Origin of the sequence: Alkalihalobacillus sp. NPDC127517 (assembly GCF_050276055.1) — a bacterium.
GTDB lineage: Bacteria > Bacillota > Bacilli > Bacillales > Bacillaceae_D > Alkalicoccobacillus.
Genome location: NZ_JBNNQX010000005.1, coordinates 68,621 through 88,079, shown reverse-complemented (window position 1 = coordinate 88,079; position 19,459 = coordinate 68,621). Strand labels below are relative to the sequence as shown.

Annotated in this window: 16 protein-coding genes; 12 read left to right on the top strand and 4 right to left on the bottom strand. The window is 42.9% G+C overall.

Annotated features, from left to right (window positions below):
* Nucleotides 1–70: 70 nt before the first annotated feature.
* The 3 genes from ACQKKO_RS07845 to ACQKKO_RS07835 all read left to right on the top strand — a co-directional run bounded on the left by ACQKKO_RS07845 (nt 71) and on the right by ACQKKO_RS07835 (nt 3,610).
* Nucleotides 71–1,402, top strand: coding sequence for a metal ABC transporter solute-binding protein, Zn/Mn family (locus ACQKKO_RS07845; protein WP_498645951.1), 1,332 nt, complete (start codon nt 71–73; stop codon nt 1,400–1,402).
* A gap of 215 nt (nt 1,403–1,617) precedes the next feature.
* Entirely contained in the window at nt 1,618–2,481 is an 864-nt protein-coding gene (locus ACQKKO_RS07840) for an N-acetylmuramoyl-L-alanine amidase (RefSeq protein ID WP_498645949.1), read from the top strand.
* Nucleotides 2,482–2,536: 55 nt separating this feature from the next.
* Entirely contained in the window at nt 2,537–3,610 is a 1,074-nt protein-coding gene (locus ACQKKO_RS07835; protein WP_498645947.1) for a DNA alkylation repair protein, read from the top strand.
* A gap of 45 nt (nt 3,611–3,655) precedes the next feature.
* On the opposite strand, the gene ACQKKO_RS07830 is transcribed toward ACQKKO_RS07835, so the two are convergent.
* Complete coding sequence (locus tag ACQKKO_RS07830) at nt 3,656–7,945, bottom strand: S8 family serine peptidase (protein ID WP_498645945.1); 4,290 nt, start codon at nt 7,943–7,945, stop codon at nt 3,656–3,658.
* A gap of 397 nt (nt 7,946–8,342) precedes the next feature.
* Between ACQKKO_RS07830 and ACQKKO_RS07825 the strand changes: the two genes are divergently transcribed.
* The gene (locus tag ACQKKO_RS07825; protein ID WP_498645943.1) at nt 8,343–8,765 is read left to right on the top strand and encodes an SRPBCC family protein; all 423 of its coding nucleotides are present in this window, start codon (nt 8,343–8,345) and stop codon (nt 8,763–8,765) included.
* Between the two features lie 228 nt (nt 8,766–8,993).
* Here the strand turns inward: ACQKKO_RS07825 and ACQKKO_RS07820 are convergent, their stop codons facing one another.
* Nucleotides 8,994–10,343 carry a M20/M25/M40 family metallo-hydrolase gene (locus tag ACQKKO_RS07820; RefSeq protein WP_498645941.1) on the bottom strand — a complete coding sequence of 450 codons (1,350 nt, stop codon included), beginning with the start codon at nt 10,341–10,343 and terminating at the stop codon, nt 8,994–8,996.
* 126 nt (nt 10,344–10,469) lie between these two features.
* Here ACQKKO_RS07820 and ACQKKO_RS07815 point away from each other — a divergent pair, with 126 nt between their 5' ends.
* Entirely contained in the window at nt 10,470–10,787 is a 318-nt protein-coding gene (locus ACQKKO_RS07815) for a CHY zinc finger protein (RefSeq protein ID WP_498645939.1), read from the top strand.
* 84 nt (nt 10,788–10,871) lie between these two features.
* The gene (locus ACQKKO_RS07810; RefSeq protein ID WP_498645937.1) at nt 10,872–11,312 is read left to right on the top strand and encodes a Dps family protein; all 441 of its coding nucleotides are present in this window, start codon (nt 10,872–10,874) and stop codon (nt 11,310–11,312) included.
* A 27-nt stretch (nt 11,313–11,339) separates the two neighbouring features.
* Here the strand turns inward: ACQKKO_RS07810 and ACQKKO_RS07805 are convergent, their stop codons facing one another.
* Together ACQKKO_RS07805 and ACQKKO_RS07800 are read right to left on the bottom strand one after the other, a co-directional pair.
* Complete coding sequence (locus ACQKKO_RS07805; protein ID WP_498645935.1) at nt 11,340–12,299, bottom strand: aminoglycoside phosphotransferase family protein; 960 nt, start codon at nt 12,297–12,299, stop codon at nt 11,340–11,342.
* Nucleotides 12,296–14,356 carry a HelD family protein gene (locus ACQKKO_RS07800; protein WP_498645933.1) on the bottom strand — a complete coding sequence of 687 codons (2,061 nt, stop codon included), beginning with the start codon at nt 14,354–14,356 and terminating at the stop codon, nt 12,296–12,298. Before ACQKKO_RS07800 ends, ACQKKO_RS07805 begins: the two co-directional genes overlap by 4 nt.
* Nucleotides 14,357–14,572: 216 nt before the next feature.
* Between ACQKKO_RS07800 and ACQKKO_RS07795 the strand changes: the two genes are divergently transcribed.
* From ACQKKO_RS07795 to ACQKKO_RS07770, 6 genes are all read left to right on the top strand, one after another.
* On the top strand, nt 14,573–15,034 hold the full coding sequence (locus tag ACQKKO_RS07795) for a YozF family protein (protein ID WP_498645932.1): 462 nt from the start codon (nt 14,573–14,575) through the stop codon (nt 15,032–15,034).
* Nucleotides 15,035–15,085: 51 nt separating this feature from the next.
* Nucleotides 15,086–16,477, top strand: coding sequence for a GAF domain-containing sensor histidine kinase (locus tag ACQKKO_RS07790; protein ID WP_498645930.1), 1,392 nt, complete (start codon nt 15,086–15,088; stop codon nt 16,475–16,477).
* Complete coding sequence (locus ACQKKO_RS07785; protein ID WP_498645928.1) at nt 16,458–17,099, top strand: response regulator; 642 nt, start codon at nt 16,458–16,460, stop codon at nt 17,097–17,099. Before ACQKKO_RS07790 ends, ACQKKO_RS07785 begins: the two co-directional genes overlap by 20 nt.
* Nucleotides 17,100–17,121: 22 nt before the next feature.
* The gene (locus ACQKKO_RS07780) at nt 17,122–17,412 is read left to right on the top strand and encodes a hypothetical protein (protein ID WP_498645927.1); all 291 of its coding nucleotides are present in this window, start codon (nt 17,122–17,124) and stop codon (nt 17,410–17,412) included.
* Between the two features lie 181 nt (nt 17,413–17,593).
* Nucleotides 17,594–17,986 carry a VOC family protein gene (locus ACQKKO_RS07775; protein ID WP_498645925.1) on the top strand — a complete coding sequence of 131 codons (393 nt, stop codon included), beginning with the start codon at nt 17,594–17,596 and terminating at the stop codon, nt 17,984–17,986.
* Nucleotide 17,987: 1 nt separating this feature from the next.
* A complete protein-coding gene (locus ACQKKO_RS07770; RefSeq protein ID WP_498645924.1) occupies nt 17,988–19,235 on the top strand; it encodes an MFS transporter in 1,248 nt (415 codons plus the stop codon).
* Nucleotides 19,236–19,459: the final 224 nt, after the last annotated feature.

Here is a 19,459-nt window from a genome sequence, read left to right as displayed (position 1 = left end):
AAATAAGAATCGTTACGATATACTGACTCCAGTACATAGATCGGAACAATTACGAAAAAGGAGTCTGACAATGAAAAAAAGTTTAGCACTAGCAGGAGCGGCACTATTATTTTTAAATGCGTGCTCGCAGGGATCAGGAGACACAGAAGAAGGTACGAGCGAAACACTAGATATTTATACAACCATTTTTCCAATAGAAGACTGGACGAAAAAAATCGGAGGCGACTACGTAGACGTTACCAACATGGTACCCGTTGGTTCTGATGCTCATACCTATGAACCCACACCTACAGAAATGGTGAAGGTAGCAAGTGCCGACGCTTTTTTCTATAGTGGAGCTGGAATGGAGGCCTTTGCAGATAAGGTTATCAGCGCGGTGGATGGGGAAGACGTCGTGACGTTAGAAGCAACAGACGGGGTTGAGTTGATTGCAGATAGCCATGACCACGATCACGGTCATGGAGAAGAGGGGCATGAGCATGGCGATGAGGAGCATGGACATGAAGAAGAGGATCATGACCACGACCATGATCACGACCATGATCACGAAGGAGAAGCTGGCGAAACAGTGAACATGGAAGGCGTCTCTGATCACTATCATTCAGGCGATCACGTAAATCTTACAGCTACAGCTTCTGAGGAAGTTGAATTTGGTAAGTGGCAATGGTACACGCTTGGAGCTGAAGAAGATGCCTGGGAAGTAGTTGAGGGGAATGAATCTGCGGAATATGAAGGCACAGCAGAGGATGGTCAACAAATCCAGGCTAAGCTTTTAGATGAAAATGATGAGGTTCTCGCTCAATCAAATCCAGTGACGATCTCGGTTGATGACCACGATGATGAGGGGCATGATGATCATGGGCACTCTCATGGTGAATTCGATCCACACGTATGGTTAGATCCTGTGCTGTCGATAGAATTAGCTGAAAACATTAAGGATCAGCTAGTTGAGATGTTACCAGAGCAAGAAGACTATTTTAACAATAACTATGATGAGTTGGTTTCCCAGTTTGAAGAATTAGACAGTGAATTCAAAGAGGTTGCTGAGAAGGCGGAGCTTGATACATTTATCGTTTCTCACGCAGGCTACGGATATTGGGAAGAGCGTTACGGATTGAATCAGATCGGGATTGCAGGTATCTCACCAACAAACGAACCATCGCAAAGTCAGCTTGTTCAAACAATTGACCACGCTGAAGAGCTTGGCCTGAACTATGTTTTATTTGAACCGAACATTACTCCAGCTGTAGCTGAAGTCGTACAAAGTGAAATCGGTGCAGAAGCACTGACGATCTACCCGCTCGAAGCATTAACGGATGAAGATGTCGCGAATGACGAAGACTACTTCTCCTTAATGCACAAAAACGTAGAGACGTTGCGAACGGTTTTGGCGGCAGAATAGTTGAATGCCCCTCCTGTGTGGAGGGTTTTTTGTTGTGTGAGGGGATGGAGCGTTAGCCAGCTGGGCTGAAGTGAAACGATAGAAGCCGAAGTGAAACGGTACCCCCGACCCCCGCTCATCCATAACTTTTTCACCCAACTCATGATTAATTTCTATCAACCTGTCAATGCTAGAGAAATAGATTATGAGGTTAACGGATAGGGAGAGGGGTTTACATGATGAGAAAGGTTTTGGTTGTGATTTTTATGTCAGTGTTGTTTATGGCTACATGGGGAGAGAGCGCTCAGGCAGCGGAGATGGGTGAGGTGGATACACAGGTTTCCTTAAATGTTCGATCTGAGCCAAGTGAAGAGGCAACTGTTATTGGGAGCTTATCTCCTGGTGAACGAGTGGAATACATTGATGTTGGGAACGGGTGGGGGCAAATTACGTATCAGGGGGAGCTGGGTTTTGTGAGCACCGCCTACTTGATGAAAATGGAGAGAACGCCTGATCCACAGGTGGCGCCTTCCGAAGATAAAGAGCCTGAGTCAAAACCTACTGAACCCTTTCATGTGCAACGAATTGTGATCGATGCAGGTCACGGTGGGAAGGATCCAGGTGCGATTGGCAACGATCTCTATGAAAAGGTTGTTGCACTTTCTGTAGCGAGTAAGGTAAGAGATTTATTAATAGATGAGAACTATGAAGTATTGATGTCGAGAGATTCCGACATCTTTGTATCTCTTGAAGACCGTGTGCAAAAGTCCAACAAATGGGCTGCGGACTTGTTTGTAAGTATCCACGCGAATGGGTATTCAGATCCGGCGGCCAATGGGGTTGAAACGTTTTACTATCATGGAAGTACTAGAGGAAAGCAGGTAGCGACATCTATTCAACAGGAACTTGCACAATCGACTAATAATAAAAATCGGGGCGTATTTTCGGCTGATTTCTTCGTGTTAAAATATACCAGTATGCCTTCGGTACTTGTTGAAACTGGTTTTGTCTCAAATGAAAAGGATGCGGGTCTCCTAAAGACAGAGGATTATCAGAACAAAGCGGCTAGAGCGATTGTCAATGGAATCAAAGCGTCATAAGGAGTTGCGGGGGAACGTACATTCTCTTATAATGAGTGAAAAAGGAGGATGGCGAATGGAACTTAGGAAAGCTGTTTACAATGAAGCATTCATCCAAGATTTAATGAATAATCTAGAAAAAGCTGAACCACGTTTCAAAGTGAATGAATATCAATCAATCATTCTACAATCAGACTGGGATCAACTAGAGCTGATGCAGCGTAAACGGAGAATTACAGAGGCGATCCACGCGACACTCCCGACTCCTTATCTGGATTCACTTGAAATACTCAAGCAGGTAGCGCCAAACTATAGTGGGCTAGCAGGTCTTGTATTCTCGGATTATGTTCAACTATACGGGCTGGAGGATTGGGATGCATCCATTAAAGCGTTGGAACAATTCACGCAGTACTCTACAGCAGAGTTTGCAGTCCGTCCTTTTTTCATAAAGGACCCAGAGCGCATGATTCAACAGAGCATTTCGTGGGCGCAAAATGAAAATGAGCATGTGCGTAGGCTTGCGAGTGAAGGGAGCCGTCCAAGATTGCCTTGGGGCATCTTAATACCTACTATTAAAGAAAATCCTTCTTTGATTCTGCCGATCCTTGAATCACTTAAACAAGATCAGTCATTATACGTGCGCAGAAGTGTGGCTAATAGCTTAAATGATGTAACCAAAACGCATCCCTCTCTTTTTAAAGACATCGCATCAGTTTGGGTGGACGAGCATCCTGACACGGATTGGATCATTAAGCATGCCAGTCGAAGCCTTTTGAAAAAGGGTGACCCGGACATTCTTCGTTTATTTGGCTATGGAAAGAGTGGAAAGTTACATATTCAAGCGTTCGAATGCAGGGCTGAATCTCTTCGAATTGGGGAAGCAATCACCTTTTCATTCCGGCTTCAAGCAGACACTGAGACGAAGCTTAGAATTGATTATGCGATTGACTACGTGAAAGCTCGTGGTAACCGCACACGAAAGGTATTCAAGCTTTCCGAAACAGCCATCAAAAAAGGTGAAACGAAGAACTATTTACGAACACATTCATTCCAAAATCTCTCAACACGCACACATTACCCAGGGAAACATCAACTAACCATCATTGTGAATGGGGAGGAGAAGCTCTCTATAGAGTTTGATGTCAAATAAAAAACAACCCCTCGTAATCACCACGTACGAGGGGTTGTTCGTTCGTTATTCTTCTACATTCACATTCAATTTCATTGGAGCGACTTTGCGCGTTTCATTGCCGTAATCGTCACGGACAATGACTTCAATCTCTGCATCTTCTACTTCAATGTTAGAGGTAGCTGTCCAGTATCCGACATACGTACCATCACTCTCTTCACGGATAGGGAGCTCCGTTGCATTTGAGGTGATGTTTGTTAGAGGCATGCGGATGATGAAGGTCGCATCCAAGTCTTCTTCACTTGTAAATTCAATCTTTACGGATTCACCAGATTTTAGTGTTTTATCTTCGTCTGGCTTAAGGTTCTCAATTACTGGGGCATCGAATTTTACGTCAATGCTAATTTGTTCTGTTGTTGTGTTTCCTGCTAGATCGGTTGCAACGACTTCGATGTCGTTTGTTCCGTTATCTAGAAGAATTCGTTGGCTAAAGCTTCCGTTTTCTTCAACGCTTGCATTTTGACCATTAACGGTGACGGCATCAAGGTTTTCGTCAGTTGCCGTTCCTTTTACCGTCACGGTTTCACGGTTTGTTTTTGATCCGTCCACTGGTTCTATAATCTCAAGCTCAGGGCTTGTTTGATCAAGAATTACAGTGATCGCTTCGGAAGGGTCACTAACACCAGCCTCTGTAACAACCGCTGCCGTTAAGCTGTTTTCACCTTCTGTAAGAGTGACTTCCGAAGTAAATACACCAGATTCATCAGAGGTTGTTGTACTCGCTTCTTCTCCATCATTGTAGACGATAATGTCTGAAGCAGCGGAAGACGTCCCCTCGATTGAAATCACGTCTTCATTTGTAATCGTACCATCTTCCGGAGACGTAATAGCTGGAGCGCTAAGTTCATAGTTCACTTGTGCACGGATCATGTAGTTCCCTTCTTCGGCTGGGGTTTGTGTAAAGCTTCCTCCGATAAACTCCCAACTACGCTCTGCAACCGGACCGTCTTCATCAATCGCTAGACCAGGTGCATTTGGATCTGCAGCAGATTGAATGTACACAAGGTAGAAGTCGCCTTCAACCATAATACCTTCACCAGATAAATCAACTTCTGTCCACGTGCCATCACGCTTCGCAGTTGCATCAATTGGTCCAGCAATTTGCTTGCCAGGAGCACCGTCCGTACCACTTGAATCGTAAACGGCTACCTTAAATTCAGTTCCTCCAGGTACAGGCCATTCCTCGTCCCAGAAGCGGAAAAGACCACCAGTTAGAAGTGCTCGATCCTCGCCTTCAGCAAGGGACATTCTTACAGCCCAACCGTTGCCTGCTTCATAGTAGGCCCGTGCATTCTCAGCTGTACCGTCATCATAACCGATCTCACCTTCGTAGCCGACAAATGGTTGCAGGGCTACATCATGCGAAGACGTTTCTCCACCTGAAACGGTTACTTCAATCGTTTGACTATAGAAGCTAGGTGCGGTGATTTGGACCGTATACTCGCCTTCATAGGCACTTAGCTCATATTCACCTTGATCATTTGTTTGTACAGGAGCAACGTGCCCATCCTCAAGTAACGTTACCGTAGCACCTGATACAGGCTCACCCGTTGCTTCATTACTAACCACACCAGAAATGGTTCCGGTTGCTACTTCTCTTAACGTGAAGTGAGCCGTTGTAGTGGCATCAGCTTCCACTGTGATTGATTGTTCCTCGGATACAAAGCCATACGCATCAGCACGTAATGTAAAATCGCCTGGTGCATGCTTAAGTGAGTAGCTACCATCCGCTGAATTGGTTTGAACAGAACGTCCACTTTCAAGTACATTAACTGTTGCTTCAACTGGGAGGGAGGCGAGTTCAAACTCAGCATCCGTCTTTGCTCCAGCAGGTTTTTGGGTACTTGATTGTTTTGGCTCGATGTCAGTAGGATTCACATTTTCTTTTTCAAAATTTCGGTTAAAGTATGTGTGGTTTGGTGGTTCTACACCAGGATGATAGGTTGGTTGCGTGGACTCATTTGATAGTGCGACCTTGTCCAAGAACCATCCTTCATTCGTAATCGAAATATCTGTTGTTACATTAAACCCTAGATAGATACGTTCACCGGCATAACTTGATAGATCAATCTCTGTTTCAGTCCAATCGGCTGTTGCGCCATTAAAGCGCTCCAACTGCTCCCACTCCACGCCATCTGTTGAAATAAACACATGGGCGAAATCATAGTTGTTTTCGAGCTCATACCAATGAGTGAATTGCAGGAAGGATTGTCCTTCGTCTAGATCAATTGGAGGCATCACAAGTGTCATATTTGCATTATTCGGATGATCTCCAGAAAGGTTTGTTGCATACACATTGTCACCAGTTAGTGCTTCGCCTGGACCAGATACTGGCTCTCCCCATTCCCAGACATCATTTGATCCAAACGAGTACCAGCCATTCGGTTTGGTTGCAAAATCTTCTTCATAACCAACGCCAATGGAAGGGAGGATCGTCACTTCATACACATCAGATTCCGTTATGTTCTCGCCAAAGTCTGTGATGGTCCATTTGTATTGAATGGCTTCACCATCTACCGCATCAGCGGGAATCGTGGCACTATACGTTCCTGATAAGTGATTACCACTTGTTTGTGTGGCTTCAACCGTTGTCCACTCATCATTGGAACCATAATGTAAGGTTACATCTGTTACCGCAACATCGTCAGTAGCTGTAATCGTTAGTGGAAGGTCTAGTCCTGCATACCCTTCTGTTACTGGATCGTGTTCAAAGCTTGGTGGCTCTGTATCTTCACCGTCTTTAGTTACGCTACCTGATACAGTACCGATTCCATCTAGAACAGAGGATACGGCTTCATACGCATTGACAAGCCCATGTCCATAGCCATGATTAGGCGTCTCTGGGTATTCGTCATCCGTTAGAGGGATGGCCGTTGAGATCAGAATCTCTTCTAAGTCATCAACAGAAAGCGAAGCATTTGCTTGTAAAAGTAATGCCGCTACTGCTGAGACATGAGGACCGGCCATTGATGTGCCATTCCAGCCACCTTCATAGCCGCCCCCTGGCACTGCAGAGCGAATATTCACGCCTGGAGCTGAAATCTCAGGCTTTATCTCTTCGTACGGAGAGGGTCCACGAAGTGAGAAGTTTGCTAAGCTATCATTAATATCTGTTGCCCCTGTGGCAAACGATTCTGGATAGTTTGCCGGGTTTGCAACAGACCCTGGACCACCAGGGTTAAAAAGAGTGGTGTTTCCAGCTGAAAATTCAGGAAAGATATTTGCTGCTCTCCAGTTTTCAACCATTGGGCGATACCATTCATCAAGCCCAGCACCGCCACCCCATGAATTATTAACAATGTCTGGAGCTTTTTCGGGTTGCGGGTTGCCATCTTCATCGGTAGGAGCAATAATCCACTCTCCAGCAGCCAGTAGATCTGCATCTGATCCACCAAAAGGAGTGAACGCTTTTACGCCGATCCATTTAGCTCCAGGAGCGACACCAGTCGCATTCGATCCATCTGGCTCAACTCCAACCATCGTTCCAGTCACGTGTGTACCATGACCATCATCATCATATGGAGCTGCGTTGCCTGCCGTTGCATCAAACCAGTTAAACTCATGATCCGGATTCTCAGGGTCAGATGGATCATATCCACGATATTGTTCGATTAGACCTGGATGATCCCACTGGACACCTGAATCAATAGAGGCAACGACAATACCGGTTCCATCAATGCCTTGCTCCCATACAGCAGGAGCGCCGATATGATCAATGTTCCATTCAATATCAGAGTCACTTGCCACATCAGGTGCTTCCGCTGAGGTTTGTTCTGTAGGATTCAACTGTCTCATTTCATTTGCTAGCACCTTTTCGACTTCAGGCCTTGAGGCTAGCTTTTCCATCACTTCTTTTGTACCGGTAACGGCCATTCCATTTACGATAAAGAATGATTGGAAGTCTTTTACTCTCTCTTCCTCTAACTCTCCTTCAAGAAAGGCTGATACTTCTTTTTGACTGTCGATACTTGTGGCACGTAAGCTAGAGACAACCGCAGAGCGCTCAAGCAGCTTCATCTGTGAGGCGGATGCGTTTTGAGCCTGCTGTGTGTTAGAAACGCTACTTGCCACCTCAGCCGTATTCACTTGCTCTTTAAATTTTAATAAAAACGTAACGAATTCTGCGTCTTCAAACTCCTCATAGACACGTTCACTAATTTTGTCAGAGCTTGATTGAGTGAAATCAAAAATAGACGTACTAGCGGATTGGGCTGACGTCTGGTGTGGGGTGAACATGGTAAAGACAAACAAGAATACAAGGGAAATGGACATTATTTTTCTTAGTCGTCTGTTCATATGATCTTTTTCTCCTTTTCTATTTAATTTTCTTCCTAAAACTCGTCACCTCTTCCTAGATTTTTTCTTTTTTATGTAAATCTCGTTGCTACACGTATCATAGCTAATCTATAAGTAGAAAACATCAATATTTAGAAAATTAAGAATAAAGTAATGTTGAGCTAGGCAATCGAGATAACGATTGAATTAATGCATATTTTAGGGGGAAAACGTGTTGAAAATCGTTGGTTTATCGACGGATGACAATCACTTTTGATGATCTGGATTTATGTGATTTATGAGGGAGAAGAAGTGGGAGAATCATAAATAGATGGTTAGGATAGTGTGTAGACCTAAACGAGACTAAAGATATACAAAAACGTGCATGATGTATAAAAAGCATGAGGAGAGAATTGTTATGAGTCAAAACCTATTAAAAGATATTCATAAAAAAGTGGAAATTGATGCACCAATCTATACAGTATGGTCGCTTGTATCGACACCTCACGGGCTTGAGCAATGGTTTATGCCAGGAGAAATCAAAGCGAGTGAAGGGCATGAATTTAATTTGCAATCACCATTTGGTACTTCTCCTTGTAAAGTCACCCATGTAGAAGAGCCAAAGCAACTAACGTTTGATTGGGATACTGAAGGATGGTTCGTGGATCTATCTCTAACAGAAGTGGGCGACAAAACCGTATGCACAGTAACACACGGTGGCTGGGGTGAAGCTGATGCGATAATAGGGAAGGCACAAGAAAAAAGTGCAGTCATTAGAGAAAGAATGGATGGAGGCTGGACAGGCATTGTTTCTAAGTTGAAAGCTGTTGCGGAGGAGTAAGAGTGATAAGGGACATAAAAAGAAATATCAGTGTTCCTAAAACGAATGTGCTATAAAATCCGCTTCAGTGAAAATTTCGCTTTCCGCGGGTACGGCCTCAGCCTCTTCCGCGGAAAGCGAGGGATTCTCCTGCAGCGGATTTGTTGCTCTTTTCGTGTTTTACTATCCGCATTACTGTTATGTCCCAGCGTCTTCGTTCTCTTAATCAGTTTTCTGACTGCACTTTTATCATTTCCCCAACTCATGAATCACATGAGCCGTGCAACGAATGCCGTTAAAGAAGTGATCAAGTGTGATATTCTCGTTTGGTGAATGATTTCGCTGGTCAAAGTTCGCGTATGGCATCAGCATAGAAGGAGCTTTTAGAATATTTGTCCACACGTAATCAGGTAAAGATCCACCCAGACTAGGCTGAATCAAGGGCTGTTGATTAAACGCTTCTTTAATCCCGGAAATTGCTTGTTGAACAATGTGTGTATCTACGGGAGTTCTGGATGGATTCATTGAACCAAGAAAGCGAACGGTGGCCGTTGGATGGTGAGCCCTTACATGCGCCTCAATTTTTGCAAACACATCAGCGGGGTCCTGATCGACCACTAAGCGTGTATCAATTTTTACACTGGCTTTAGAAGGTGTAATCGTCTTAACGCCTTGATCTAAATACCCACTCTTCATTCCAAAAATATTAAACGTAGGTTCCATCGTTAGCTTATGATGATAGCTTTGTCCATCTAAAGAGAGGGAAGGATAACCTATTTTTTCTCCGACCTCACTTGCGTCGAATGGGAGATCTTTTAATAGCTTCGTTTCTTCAGGTGTAGCAGGGCGGATATGATCGTAAAAGCCGTCAACGAGTACATGCCCATTTGAATTACGCATGGTGTGCAATAGTTCAACTAGTTCCCAAGCGGGATTCGGAACAATATTTCCAGTGTTCCCTGAATGGTTGTCAAAGGCAGCGCCTTCTATCTCAATTTCAAGCGAAAGCATTCCGCGTACTCCAAGTAAAACAAGGGGCTGGCCACTACTATGAGAGGAGCCATCAGCCGTATAGACAAGATCTGATTTGAGCATGTCCTTATGCTCTTGGACAAATTCAGGCAAGTGCACGCTACCCATTTCTTCTTCGCCCTCAATCACAAACTTCAAGTGAACAGGGAGTGCGCCAAAAGAGTCCAGATATGCTTTTACTCCTAACAGCTGAGCGACAATTTGTCCTTTGTTATCACCTGCTCCACGAGCAAAGATCCGTCCGTCACGGATGGTTGGTTCAAACGGAGGGCTTTGCCAGTGATCAAGTGGGTCGGGAGGCTGAACATCATAATGACCATATAACAAGATTGTTTTAGCTTCAGGATTTTCAGACCTAAGTTCTCCGTATAGGATAGGATGTCCCTTTGTTTCATACACCTCAGGTTCGATTCCTACATCTCTCATAAGATCTTGCATAAGAGATGCACATTCTCTCATTCCCTTGTTCTGTGTGCTGATGCTTTCTTGTCTTAGGATCTTAAATAATGTGTCGAGCGCCCGTTCTTTATGTTCTGATACGTAAGCATCGATCGAGGGTAAACTCATGCTGTCATTCCTTTCCGAATCATTGTTAATAGATATCTAAATAGTTTAAATAGTCATTCCTTGAATTGCAAGAAACATTCGCTCATTCTATAAGTAGTTTAGTAAAGTGAAGAAGGAGGGTACATGATGTGTAAGGTGAGAGGTCCCGTTGTTGATGAACAAACGCGGTGCGTTCATTATCATTCAGAAAAGGACATTATTGCGATTAAGTTTAAATGCTGCGGACATTATTATCCTTGTTATCAGTGCCACAATGAATGCGCGGATCATCAGATTGAAGTGTGGCCAGAGGTAGAGTTTAATAGGAAAGCTATTTTATGTGGTGTATGTAAGAACGAATTAACGATCCAGCAATATAAGGATTGTCGCCATACGTGTCCTTCGTGTAGCTCTCTTTTTAATGAAGGTTGTCTTTTACATTCTCATATCTACTTTGAAAAATAAAACCTTATTTATAATAATTATTATTTGATATTATTTATTAAATGATATATAATTTAGTTATAAGAGATAAGGAGTGGATGTACGATGACAAACCAAACATTAGTAACAGAATTAAACCAACAATTAGCAGACTGGAATGTACTTTATACAAAGCTTCATAATTTTCATTGGAATGTAAAAGGACCAGATTTCTTTACATTACATGCTAAATTTGAAGAATTTTATAATGAAGCCGGCGTGCACATTGACGAGATCGCAGAACGCATTCTTGCAATCAAAGGAAGACCCATTGCGACAATGAAGGAATTTCTTGAAACGTCTACTATAGAAGAAGCAAGTGGACAAGAAACGGCCAGAGATATGGTTGCGGCGATTGAGCAAGACTTTAAGTCGGTTTCAACGCATGCGGAAGCGGTCATTGAGGCAGCTGAAAAAGTGGAGGATGAATCCACAGCCGATATGTTTATCGCGTTAAAAGCAGAGCTTGATAAGCATATATGGATGCTTAATGCATATTTAGGATAATCAAATGATAGTAATGCCGAACCCTCCTTATTTAGAGGGTTCGGCATTTATTTTGAAGAGAGGTTCTGCATCACAAAACCACGAGGGTATAACGGATTTAAAGGAGGAGTGGTCTTGAATCACAGTCTCCAACCGTCCAAGCATCTCGTCAAGCTGCTCGGGAGCAACACGGATGGACCAAACGACAGATGAGAACACAGTCATTGCAGTGTACACAGAGTACAAAGTCCAAAACAACTCGGGTATATGATTTTGGAAATAGCCATGAATTTGACCGATAGAAAAAGGAATGCTTGTTTGCCGTGAAAATAAGGAAATCTTCACAAAGTCATGATATGGATCTCCCCAGTCATAGCCATTAAAATCGATGGTTCCTGCAAATTGTTGATCTTTGATAAGAATATTCTTTAGGTGAAAATCATCATGCTGAAAATAATTTGGTCGCCCTTTTAGAAGGTGTTGATTCGATGTAATGAAGTCCATCAGCTTTTCGTCATTCGGGACTTTTTTGGAGAGATTCTTGTAGTGCATTAAGTAGGTTTCATGCTTGGTAATCGCTCGGTTCTCCCATGCTACGATATGATGTGGAGCTTTTAATGTATGCATGTGTGCAAGCTGTTCTCCTGCTTTATAGCCAATCTTATACTGCTCCTTATCCGAAAGAGTGGGAAGAATGATTTCTGCATCCTCTCCCTCTAAATAGGAATTTAATTGATAGGTCATATCTAAGGAAGCTAAGTATCCAGATCCAACAGGGGAGGGGCAGATGACGCCTTTTTGATCAAGAGATAACAAGATGTTTGCTTCCTGTTGTCTGCTTTGGAGGGAGTCTGATTGGCCCACTCGTAAGATCAGAGGAGGCTCGAGTTCAAATCGAACCATAAACTTATAATCAGTTGAAAATCCCGTATGAATGGGTGTAATTGACGTAGCGTGGCTTACGCGCAAAATTTGTTTCTTAAGTAAGGATGGATTAAGTATGGTCATTCGCCAGATCCGTAATCTGCTAGGAGCTTCGTCAAACGTTCGGTATGCATGATGTGTAACCGGTGAAGCGCACGTGTAATCCCAACATACAGAAGCTTGATGTGATCGGCAGTCTGCTGATAGCTTTGCTCATCTGCGTCGATAATCAGAACAGCGTCGAATTCAAGTCCTTTAGAAAGATAGACAGGCAAGATGGAGGTTCCACCATTATAAGTTGCATCTTCTGCTTGGATAAATGTCAGGTCCTCTTGAGTTTTTTGTAGTTGCTCGAATAAGTCAGCGCATGTTGTGTGCGTGCGTCCAATCACTGCAATCGTCTGATAGCCTTCACTTTGCATGGATTGTACCCATGTAGTAATTGCATTTACCTTTTCCTCTTCATATACGTGTTCAATTTGAACCGGTTCGCCGCTGCGAAAAACGGGCTCTGCCAGCACTCTGCGCTTAGGAAATTGTTGTAGAAGGTGATTTGAGCACTCAATAATTTCTAGTGTAGAACGATAGCTTTTATTCATTTCAAAATAGGCTGTTTTTTGTTTGCCAAACAATTCTTTAAAAGAAGACCACTCGTCAATTCCTTGTACGCTATGAATGCCCTGCGATAAGTCACCAAGGATTGTAAAGGACTGGCCTCGCGTTTGCTCTTTCAACATCGCAATTTGATAGGGCGAGAAATCCTGGGCTTCATCAATGACAACGTGATCAAAGCGATTATCCTTATCGAACCCGATCCATTTATGATAGATATGAAGAAGAGGAGCGAGATCCTCAGGCTCAATTAATGGTTCGTGAAGCGTGAGTCCTTGTTTTTTTAAGATGTGAAGATAAAGCTGAAATGGCGTTCTTTTTTTCATCTTAGCTAGATACTTTCTTGCTTGTTCCAAAGCGTGTTTACGAAGCTCCTGCTGTTCTTTTTGATCTAAGTGATGCTGCTGCTTCACTTCAATTTCAATCCAACGTTTCATACGAGCCTTCAATCGTTCTTGTTTGCCTTGGACGGGGGATTGAAGAAAATCCTTGTTGCGCCATTGTGAGATCGTTTCATGAGTAATCGTAGCGCCATCCCAAGGAGTAAAGTCAGTTGTAGGGAACAAGCTCTCTTCTAATTCCTCTAACTCTTGATTAATCATTTCCTTAAAAGTAATAGAGCCTTTAAACTGTGTCGCCTCATCTACAGAGGCCTCAGACTGCTCAAAGCGTTTTTGCATTTTATTCGTCTGATTGGCTAATTGAATAGCGGGGTCGTCAAGCACACTCAAAGCCCATTCGCTGAATGTGGTTTGTTGAATGTGACCCACACCTAATTCAGGGAGAACTTGAGAGATGTAATCTAAAAACATGGCATTGGGTGCAAAAATAATCATGTTCTCTGCCTGCATCTGTTCGCGGTATTCATAAAGCAAGTAAGCGAGTCTGTGCAAAGCTACGGTTGTTTTTCCACTTCCGGCTACCCCTTGAATAATGACAGCTTGATTTTTCTGATGACGGATAATTTCATTTTGTTCTCCTTGGATCGTTGAAACGATGTCTTGCAAACGATTATCCTTTTGCTCACCAAGCTTATAAAGGAGAAACTCATCTCCGCCACTAGTAGTTGATTCGCCTTGCTTGTAACTATCTACTACCCGCATCAATTCTTGTTCACGGATCATAATGTTACGCTTTAGCTCAATTGTGCCATCAATGATTCCTTCGGGAGCTTCGTAATACACATCATCCTCGCTACCCGAGAAGGCATAGAAGAGACTGGAAACAGGGGCTCTCCAATCGACAACGAGGACCTCTCCCGTTTGATCATCATGTACACCAGCTTTTCCAATGTATAAGGGAGTCGCTTGAGACTTTCCGTATTCCTCAAAGTCTAATCGACCAAAGTAAGGCTCCTCCGTTGCTTTTTTCATTACTTGCCGTTGGCGTTCGCGGCTGTTCTCAAGAACCTGTTCATTGAAGTCATCACCGTGGTACCGGGGAAGAGCTTCAAGTTGTTTCTGATAAGCTTGGATCTTTATTAATTTTTCACGTAGTGCATGCTGTTCCTCTTGATACGACTGGTTCATGTAATCGCCTCCTTCTATAACTATTTTGGGTGAATAGCAAAAAAAAATATAGACTTATATTTAAAAATTTGCTAAGCTACATACTATACAACTGCCAAAAATTATTATTACATATATTAGAAAAGAGGTGCCTTTTGAAGGTGTCTCTTTTTTTCATGTTTGTTTCGGATATTCTAAGACTTGAGAGTAAATCCTACCATAAAGGAGTGGTAGGATTTGAAACGAAGAAAAAGCTGGTTACTAGGTGTAATTGGTTTCATATTGTTCTTTAATCTAAGTTCGACGCCAGGACAAGCTGTTACCTTTAAGGATCTCCCTCAGGTGAAGGAATCAGACCACTGGATTGTTTCATTGAACGTGGCAACAAATGATTCACGTATTCAAAAGCCGAATCCTAAAGCATTCGATACGTACGAGCTTGAAGTGGAAAATAAGAAGGGTGATATGGGTGCTGTGATGGTTCGAGCGTACCGGGATGAACCTGATACAGATGTGAGATACGGCCTTGCCATCATGGACGAACGGCAAACCAAAGGGTTACTTACACTTGGAGGGGCAGCTTCTTACTCGGCTATGTCCGTAACAAAAAAAGCAAAACAAATTGAAATCGATGTTCTTTGGACCACCGGAGTAGAAGGGGACCGACCTTATAAAGAAACGTTTATTTTTAAACAGTAATGCCCTCGTTCACTTATGATACACTAAGGGAAAAAAGTGGAGGGACCCATTGTGGATATTCTTCGCGCACTGAAAGAAATGTCAAAAACACTAAACGAAGGAACAGATGTGACCTCTATGCTGACACCTGTTCTTACTAAGATTTTGCAAGTCACTAGCTTATCAAGTGGATGGATTTTTTTAATTGATCAAAAAGGAAGCCATACGCTTGTTGCAGAGGCGAATCTACCTGAAGCATTGACATGTGCCGACGGACGATTGCTGAAAAAAGGCGGCTGCTGGTGTAAACGCCAGTTTCTAAATGGCGAGTTAACGAGCGCGGTGAACATGCTTGAATGTCAACGGTTAGAGCTAGCAGTTGATCAAAAGCTCGGAGATACAAAGGATCTTACCCATCACGCCACCATCCCTATTCATGCTGGTGAGCAGCCGATTGGTATTCTTAATGTGGCTTCACCAGGGAAGATTCATTTTAAAGAGGATGAACTTAATTTACTGGAAACGATCGGATACCAAATTGGAACGGCAATCAAAAGAGTCCAATTGTATGAACAGGAGGCAACACGTGCAGAAGAGTATAGTCAGCTAAGCTCTTTTTTACAGCGCTTGCATACCCTCTCCTATAAAAGCTCCGATCAGATGCTGATTGATGAATTCATCCATGCCTTTCAACTTAATCAAGAAGATGTAAATTTCTCATCACCAATTAACCGTCTATCCTTTTTACATTCGGAACAACTAAGTCTGGAGCTTCGAGCGCATCTCCAAGAGCATCTCTGTCTTTTTAAAGAAAGACAACGACTTCTGGAACTTGAAGAGCGACTCACCCAGCAACATGAGAGAGAAAAGCTTGCACACGATTTGCACGATTCGGTTAACCAATTACTGTTCTCCTTACAATTGCGCCTAAAAGGTTTGTCTATGCGTTATACGGAGCCATCATTAAAAGAAGAGCTTCGAAGTTTAGCGGACATTGTTCAAGAAGCTCTTAAAGAATTAAAAGAAGTGATCCAAGTACGGCGATCAGATGGTGAAGAGCTTGATTTATCAAAGCAAATGATCAGATACGGACAACTTGTTGGAGTAAGGGTAGAGCTTTTAAATGATCAGAAGATAGCCTTTAGTAAAGAAGAACAAAAGGAGGTCTATCGTATCGTACAAGAAGCGATAAACAACACGAAAAAACATGCAGGAACGGAAGAAGTACAGATTTCCTTACATAAGAATAATCAGCAAAGAAAAGTAATGATTATGGATGCAGGTAGAGGCTTTGATGATGAAAGAGATCTTCCTGTACATACAATCGGACTTAAAGGCATTAAACTCCGGGCCGAAAAGGTAAAGGGAGTCGCAACGTTAACTACCAAAAAAGGAATAGGAACAACGTGGGAAATCATCTTTCCAGGGGGGAGTGGAGAACAGCATGAATCTCTTAATCGTTGATGATCACCATATCGTACGTAAGGGATTAATCTACTTCTTAGAGGCCATTCCAGCCTTTCAGATTGTAGCAGAGGCATCAAATGGACAGGAAGCGATTGACTTGTTTGAACAACATAAGCCTGACGTGGTCTTGATGGACGTAGATATGCCTGTTTTAGATGGAATCCAAGCAACAACCAAAATCAAAGCAAGATGGCCCACGGCCCGGATTTTAATCGTGACAAGCTTTGCGGATCAGGACTACGTAATTCCCGCTCTACAGGCTGGTGCATCGGGCTATCAGTTGAAGGACGTAGAGCCAGAAGAACTCGTTGAAACCATTAAAGCAGTCTACAAAGGTGAAAATAAATTGCACCCACACGTCATGAAGCATGTCCTTTCGCATGTAACCTATGACTCTACGAAAGAACGTTTAAACAGCTTAACAGAAAGAGAAGTAGATGTTCTTAAAGAGATTAGTACAGGTAAAAGTAATAAAGACATCGCAGAAGCTCTCTTTATCTCGGAGAAAACTGTCAAAACGCATATTTCCAATATCTTGTCCAAGCTAGAGCTTACTGACAGAACGCAAGCGGCCCTATTTGCCATTCAGGCGGGCATTGCAAAACCTATCATTTTATAGAGGAATTGAAGGAGAATTTTAGATGAAACAATATCGATGGTTAATTGGTGCAGGAGTAAGCTTACTTATTATCATTCTAGGTTTTGTCATTCGAATTGAAGTAGGTTCACCTGCAGACGAGACGGTCATTATTGACTATACATTAACAGAATACAGTGCTCCAGCATGTTTTGATGATGCAGGATTTACAAATAATATTGATGAAGCGAATTATGGAGAGATGCAGGAATCTGCGTTCTCTCCAGAATCGGAATGTACGACAGATGCTTTTCAATCGGAATCGGTTCCCTTGTGGTTCTGGTATTTCAGATAAGTGTTGAAACAGAATAAAGTGTGTCAGGACGAATGATTCGATTTCAGAATCATTCGTCCTTTTTTATTATTGCTCCATTCATCTACATCAAAAGTCTGAGAGAAGATCCATCCTTTGTGGCTATTTGGGATTAGATTAAATTGGTACTTTAGATATACACAGTAGTTAGGGGGAATGAAACATGAATGCTGCACAAATACGAATCGCACGACCAACGGATCAATTAGAGCGAGTCACTGAATTTTATGAAAAGGGCTTAGGATTAACGAGGGTTGGCTCCTTTCAGAAACACAGTGGTTACAACGGAGTGATGTACGGATTACCTGATACCGCGTATCATCTTGAATTTACGCAGCATATCGATGGCAGCCCTTGTCCTGCACCAACAAAAGATAATCTTATTGTGTTTTATGTACCTGAGTATGAGGAGATCAAACAGGTGACAGAGCGGTTGAACGAGTTAGGGTACGGGGAGGTAGAACCAGAGAATCCATATTGGAGAGAGTTAGGCATCACAATTGAGGATCCGGACGGCTGGCGAATTGTTCTCATGAATACAAAAGGATTGCAGTAAGTTGAACGGGTTCTGGAAGGATCGAAATGCAGTCCTCTTAGTCGGGGCCAATCTCTTTGCATCGATTGGGATGGGTATTTTAAGTTTAGGAGTCGCTTGGTTGATTGTAGATAGGCAAGGAGGGGATAAACTACTTGGAATCGTTATGATCGCTACGACCATCTTGTTATTCTTAACTGCTCCGTCAATTGGTGTGATGATCGATCGATTTTCGCGAAGGAACATTATGAAAGGGAATCAATGGTTTGTGTTGCTTCTGGTCACACCGATTGCGATGTATGGTTCTATCAATCAGGGGTTAGCTACTTGGCAACTTATCTTATTGTATGTCGTTTCGGTAGCTTATTATGGCGTGTACTATCCAAACATGCTGGCGTACGTCCAACAGCTCTTTGATAAAGGGAAACATGGTTCAATGAATGGCTTACTGGAAGTTCAATCTCAGTCTGCAAGTATGATTGCAGGGGGAGTAGGCGGTGTTTTGTTTCAATTTATTGAACCGTCTCGTGTTCTTTTAGTAGTGACCCTTGGTAGTTTAATTAGCTTGAGCCTGATTCACAACTTACCGAAAGATCAGCCTTTCAAGATCAAAAAGGTTGATCAGGTTCCAAAAGTGACGGAAAGAAATGTAGGATTGACCTTTATAAAACAGAACCTTGCATTCAGCTTGGTTATTCTCTCCTTACTCACCCCGTTTGTCACATTAATGGTAGGGAATTACTTACGACCGGTCTATCTAAATCAAACGCTTCAGGTTGACGCCTCCATCTATGGCTATACTAATATGCTTTATTCGCTTGGTGCATGCATGGCGGGAGTGTTCGTTACTTGGATGTTTGCTCGTTTTGGTCCATGGGCTGCGGCGATTGTATCAGTTGGTTTTTATACAAGCTCGCTCTTTTTCATTGCCCTTGTCCCGATCGTTCCACTCTTTTTGCTTCTTCAAGTCGTCCAAGGCCTTGGAAATGCGGGCAGTCGAATCTGTAAACAAACGATCATGATGGCGAGAATTGATAACTCTCGAATTGGTCGAGTGAACGGTGTGTTTGATGCAATAGGTATGGGAATTCGAGTAATCTTTCTTCTCGTTTTCACTGTCTCAATGGACTGGTTCAACGCACAACTCGCATTTCTTTGCATGGCTGTCCTATCAAGTGGAGCGTTACTTGTGATTATCGCCAACCGATCAAAGCTGGCTTTTAAGATAAGAAAGAACTCTAATGCGCAGCCAATAAAGGGGGCTTCCTAATGCTGGACTATTATAGACAGTTGGTTTGTGATAAAAGGCGTAAATATATACGGGAGGCAAAAGAAGCCCAGTTAGCTGCGTGCCTAAAGCCAGATAATAGATTGATCCTTAAATGGGTGAAGTGGATGAGAAAGAGAAAGAACCCCTCTGCTTTGAGAAGAGAGAGGTAACTGAAAGAAGTTACTCGACAGCAACTCGGAAGGCATGGCTTAAATCTCCACCAC

What these genes read in the sequence shown, in the direction of transcription:
- ACQKKO_RS07775 (WP_498645925.1), top strand. Translation starts at nt 17,594, where the DNA reads ATGAATGCTGCACAAATACGAATCGCACGACCAACGGATCAATTAGAG.
- ACQKKO_RS07815 (WP_498645939.1), top strand. Translation starts at nt 10,470, where the DNA reads ATGTGTAAGGTGAGAGGTCCCGTTGTTGATGAACAAACGCGGTGCGTT.
- ACQKKO_RS07785 (WP_498645928.1), top strand. Translation starts at nt 16,458, where the DNA reads ATGAATCTCTTAATCGTTGATGATCACCATATCGTACGTAAGGGATTA.
- ACQKKO_RS07800 (WP_498645933.1), bottom strand. Translation starts at nt 14,356, where the DNA reads ATGAACCAGTCGTATCAAGAGGAACAGCATGCACTACGTGAAAAATTA.
- ACQKKO_RS07805 (WP_498645935.1), bottom strand. Translation starts at nt 12,299, where the DNA reads ATGACCATACTTAATCCATCCTTACTTAAGAAACAAATTTTGCGCGTA.
- ACQKKO_RS07810 (WP_498645937.1), top strand. Translation starts at nt 10,872, where the DNA reads ATGACAAACCAAACATTAGTAACAGAATTAAACCAACAATTAGCAGAC.
- ACQKKO_RS07820 (WP_498645941.1), bottom strand. Translation starts at nt 10,343, where the DNA reads ATGAGTTTACCCTCGATCGATGCTTACGTATCAGAACATAAAGAACGG.
- ACQKKO_RS07835 (WP_498645947.1), top strand. Translation starts at nt 2,537, where the DNA reads ATGGAACTTAGGAAAGCTGTTTACAATGAAGCATTCATCCAAGATTTA.
- ACQKKO_RS07780 (WP_498645927.1), top strand. Translation starts at nt 17,122, where the DNA reads ATGAAACAATATCGATGGTTAATTGGTGCAGGAGTAAGCTTACTTATT.
- ACQKKO_RS07830 (WP_498645945.1), bottom strand. Translation starts at nt 7,945, where the DNA reads ATGAACAGACGACTAAGAAAAATAATGTCCATTTCCCTTGTATTCTTG.
- ACQKKO_RS07840 (WP_498645949.1), top strand. Translation starts at nt 1,618, where the DNA reads ATGATGAGAAAGGTTTTGGTTGTGATTTTTATGTCAGTGTTGTTTATG.
- ACQKKO_RS07845 (WP_498645951.1), top strand. Translation starts at nt 71, where the DNA reads ATGAAAAAAAGTTTAGCACTAGCAGGAGCGGCACTATTATTTTTAAAT.
- ACQKKO_RS07825 (WP_498645943.1), top strand. Translation starts at nt 8,343, where the DNA reads ATGAGTCAAAACCTATTAAAAGATATTCATAAAAAAGTGGAAATTGAT.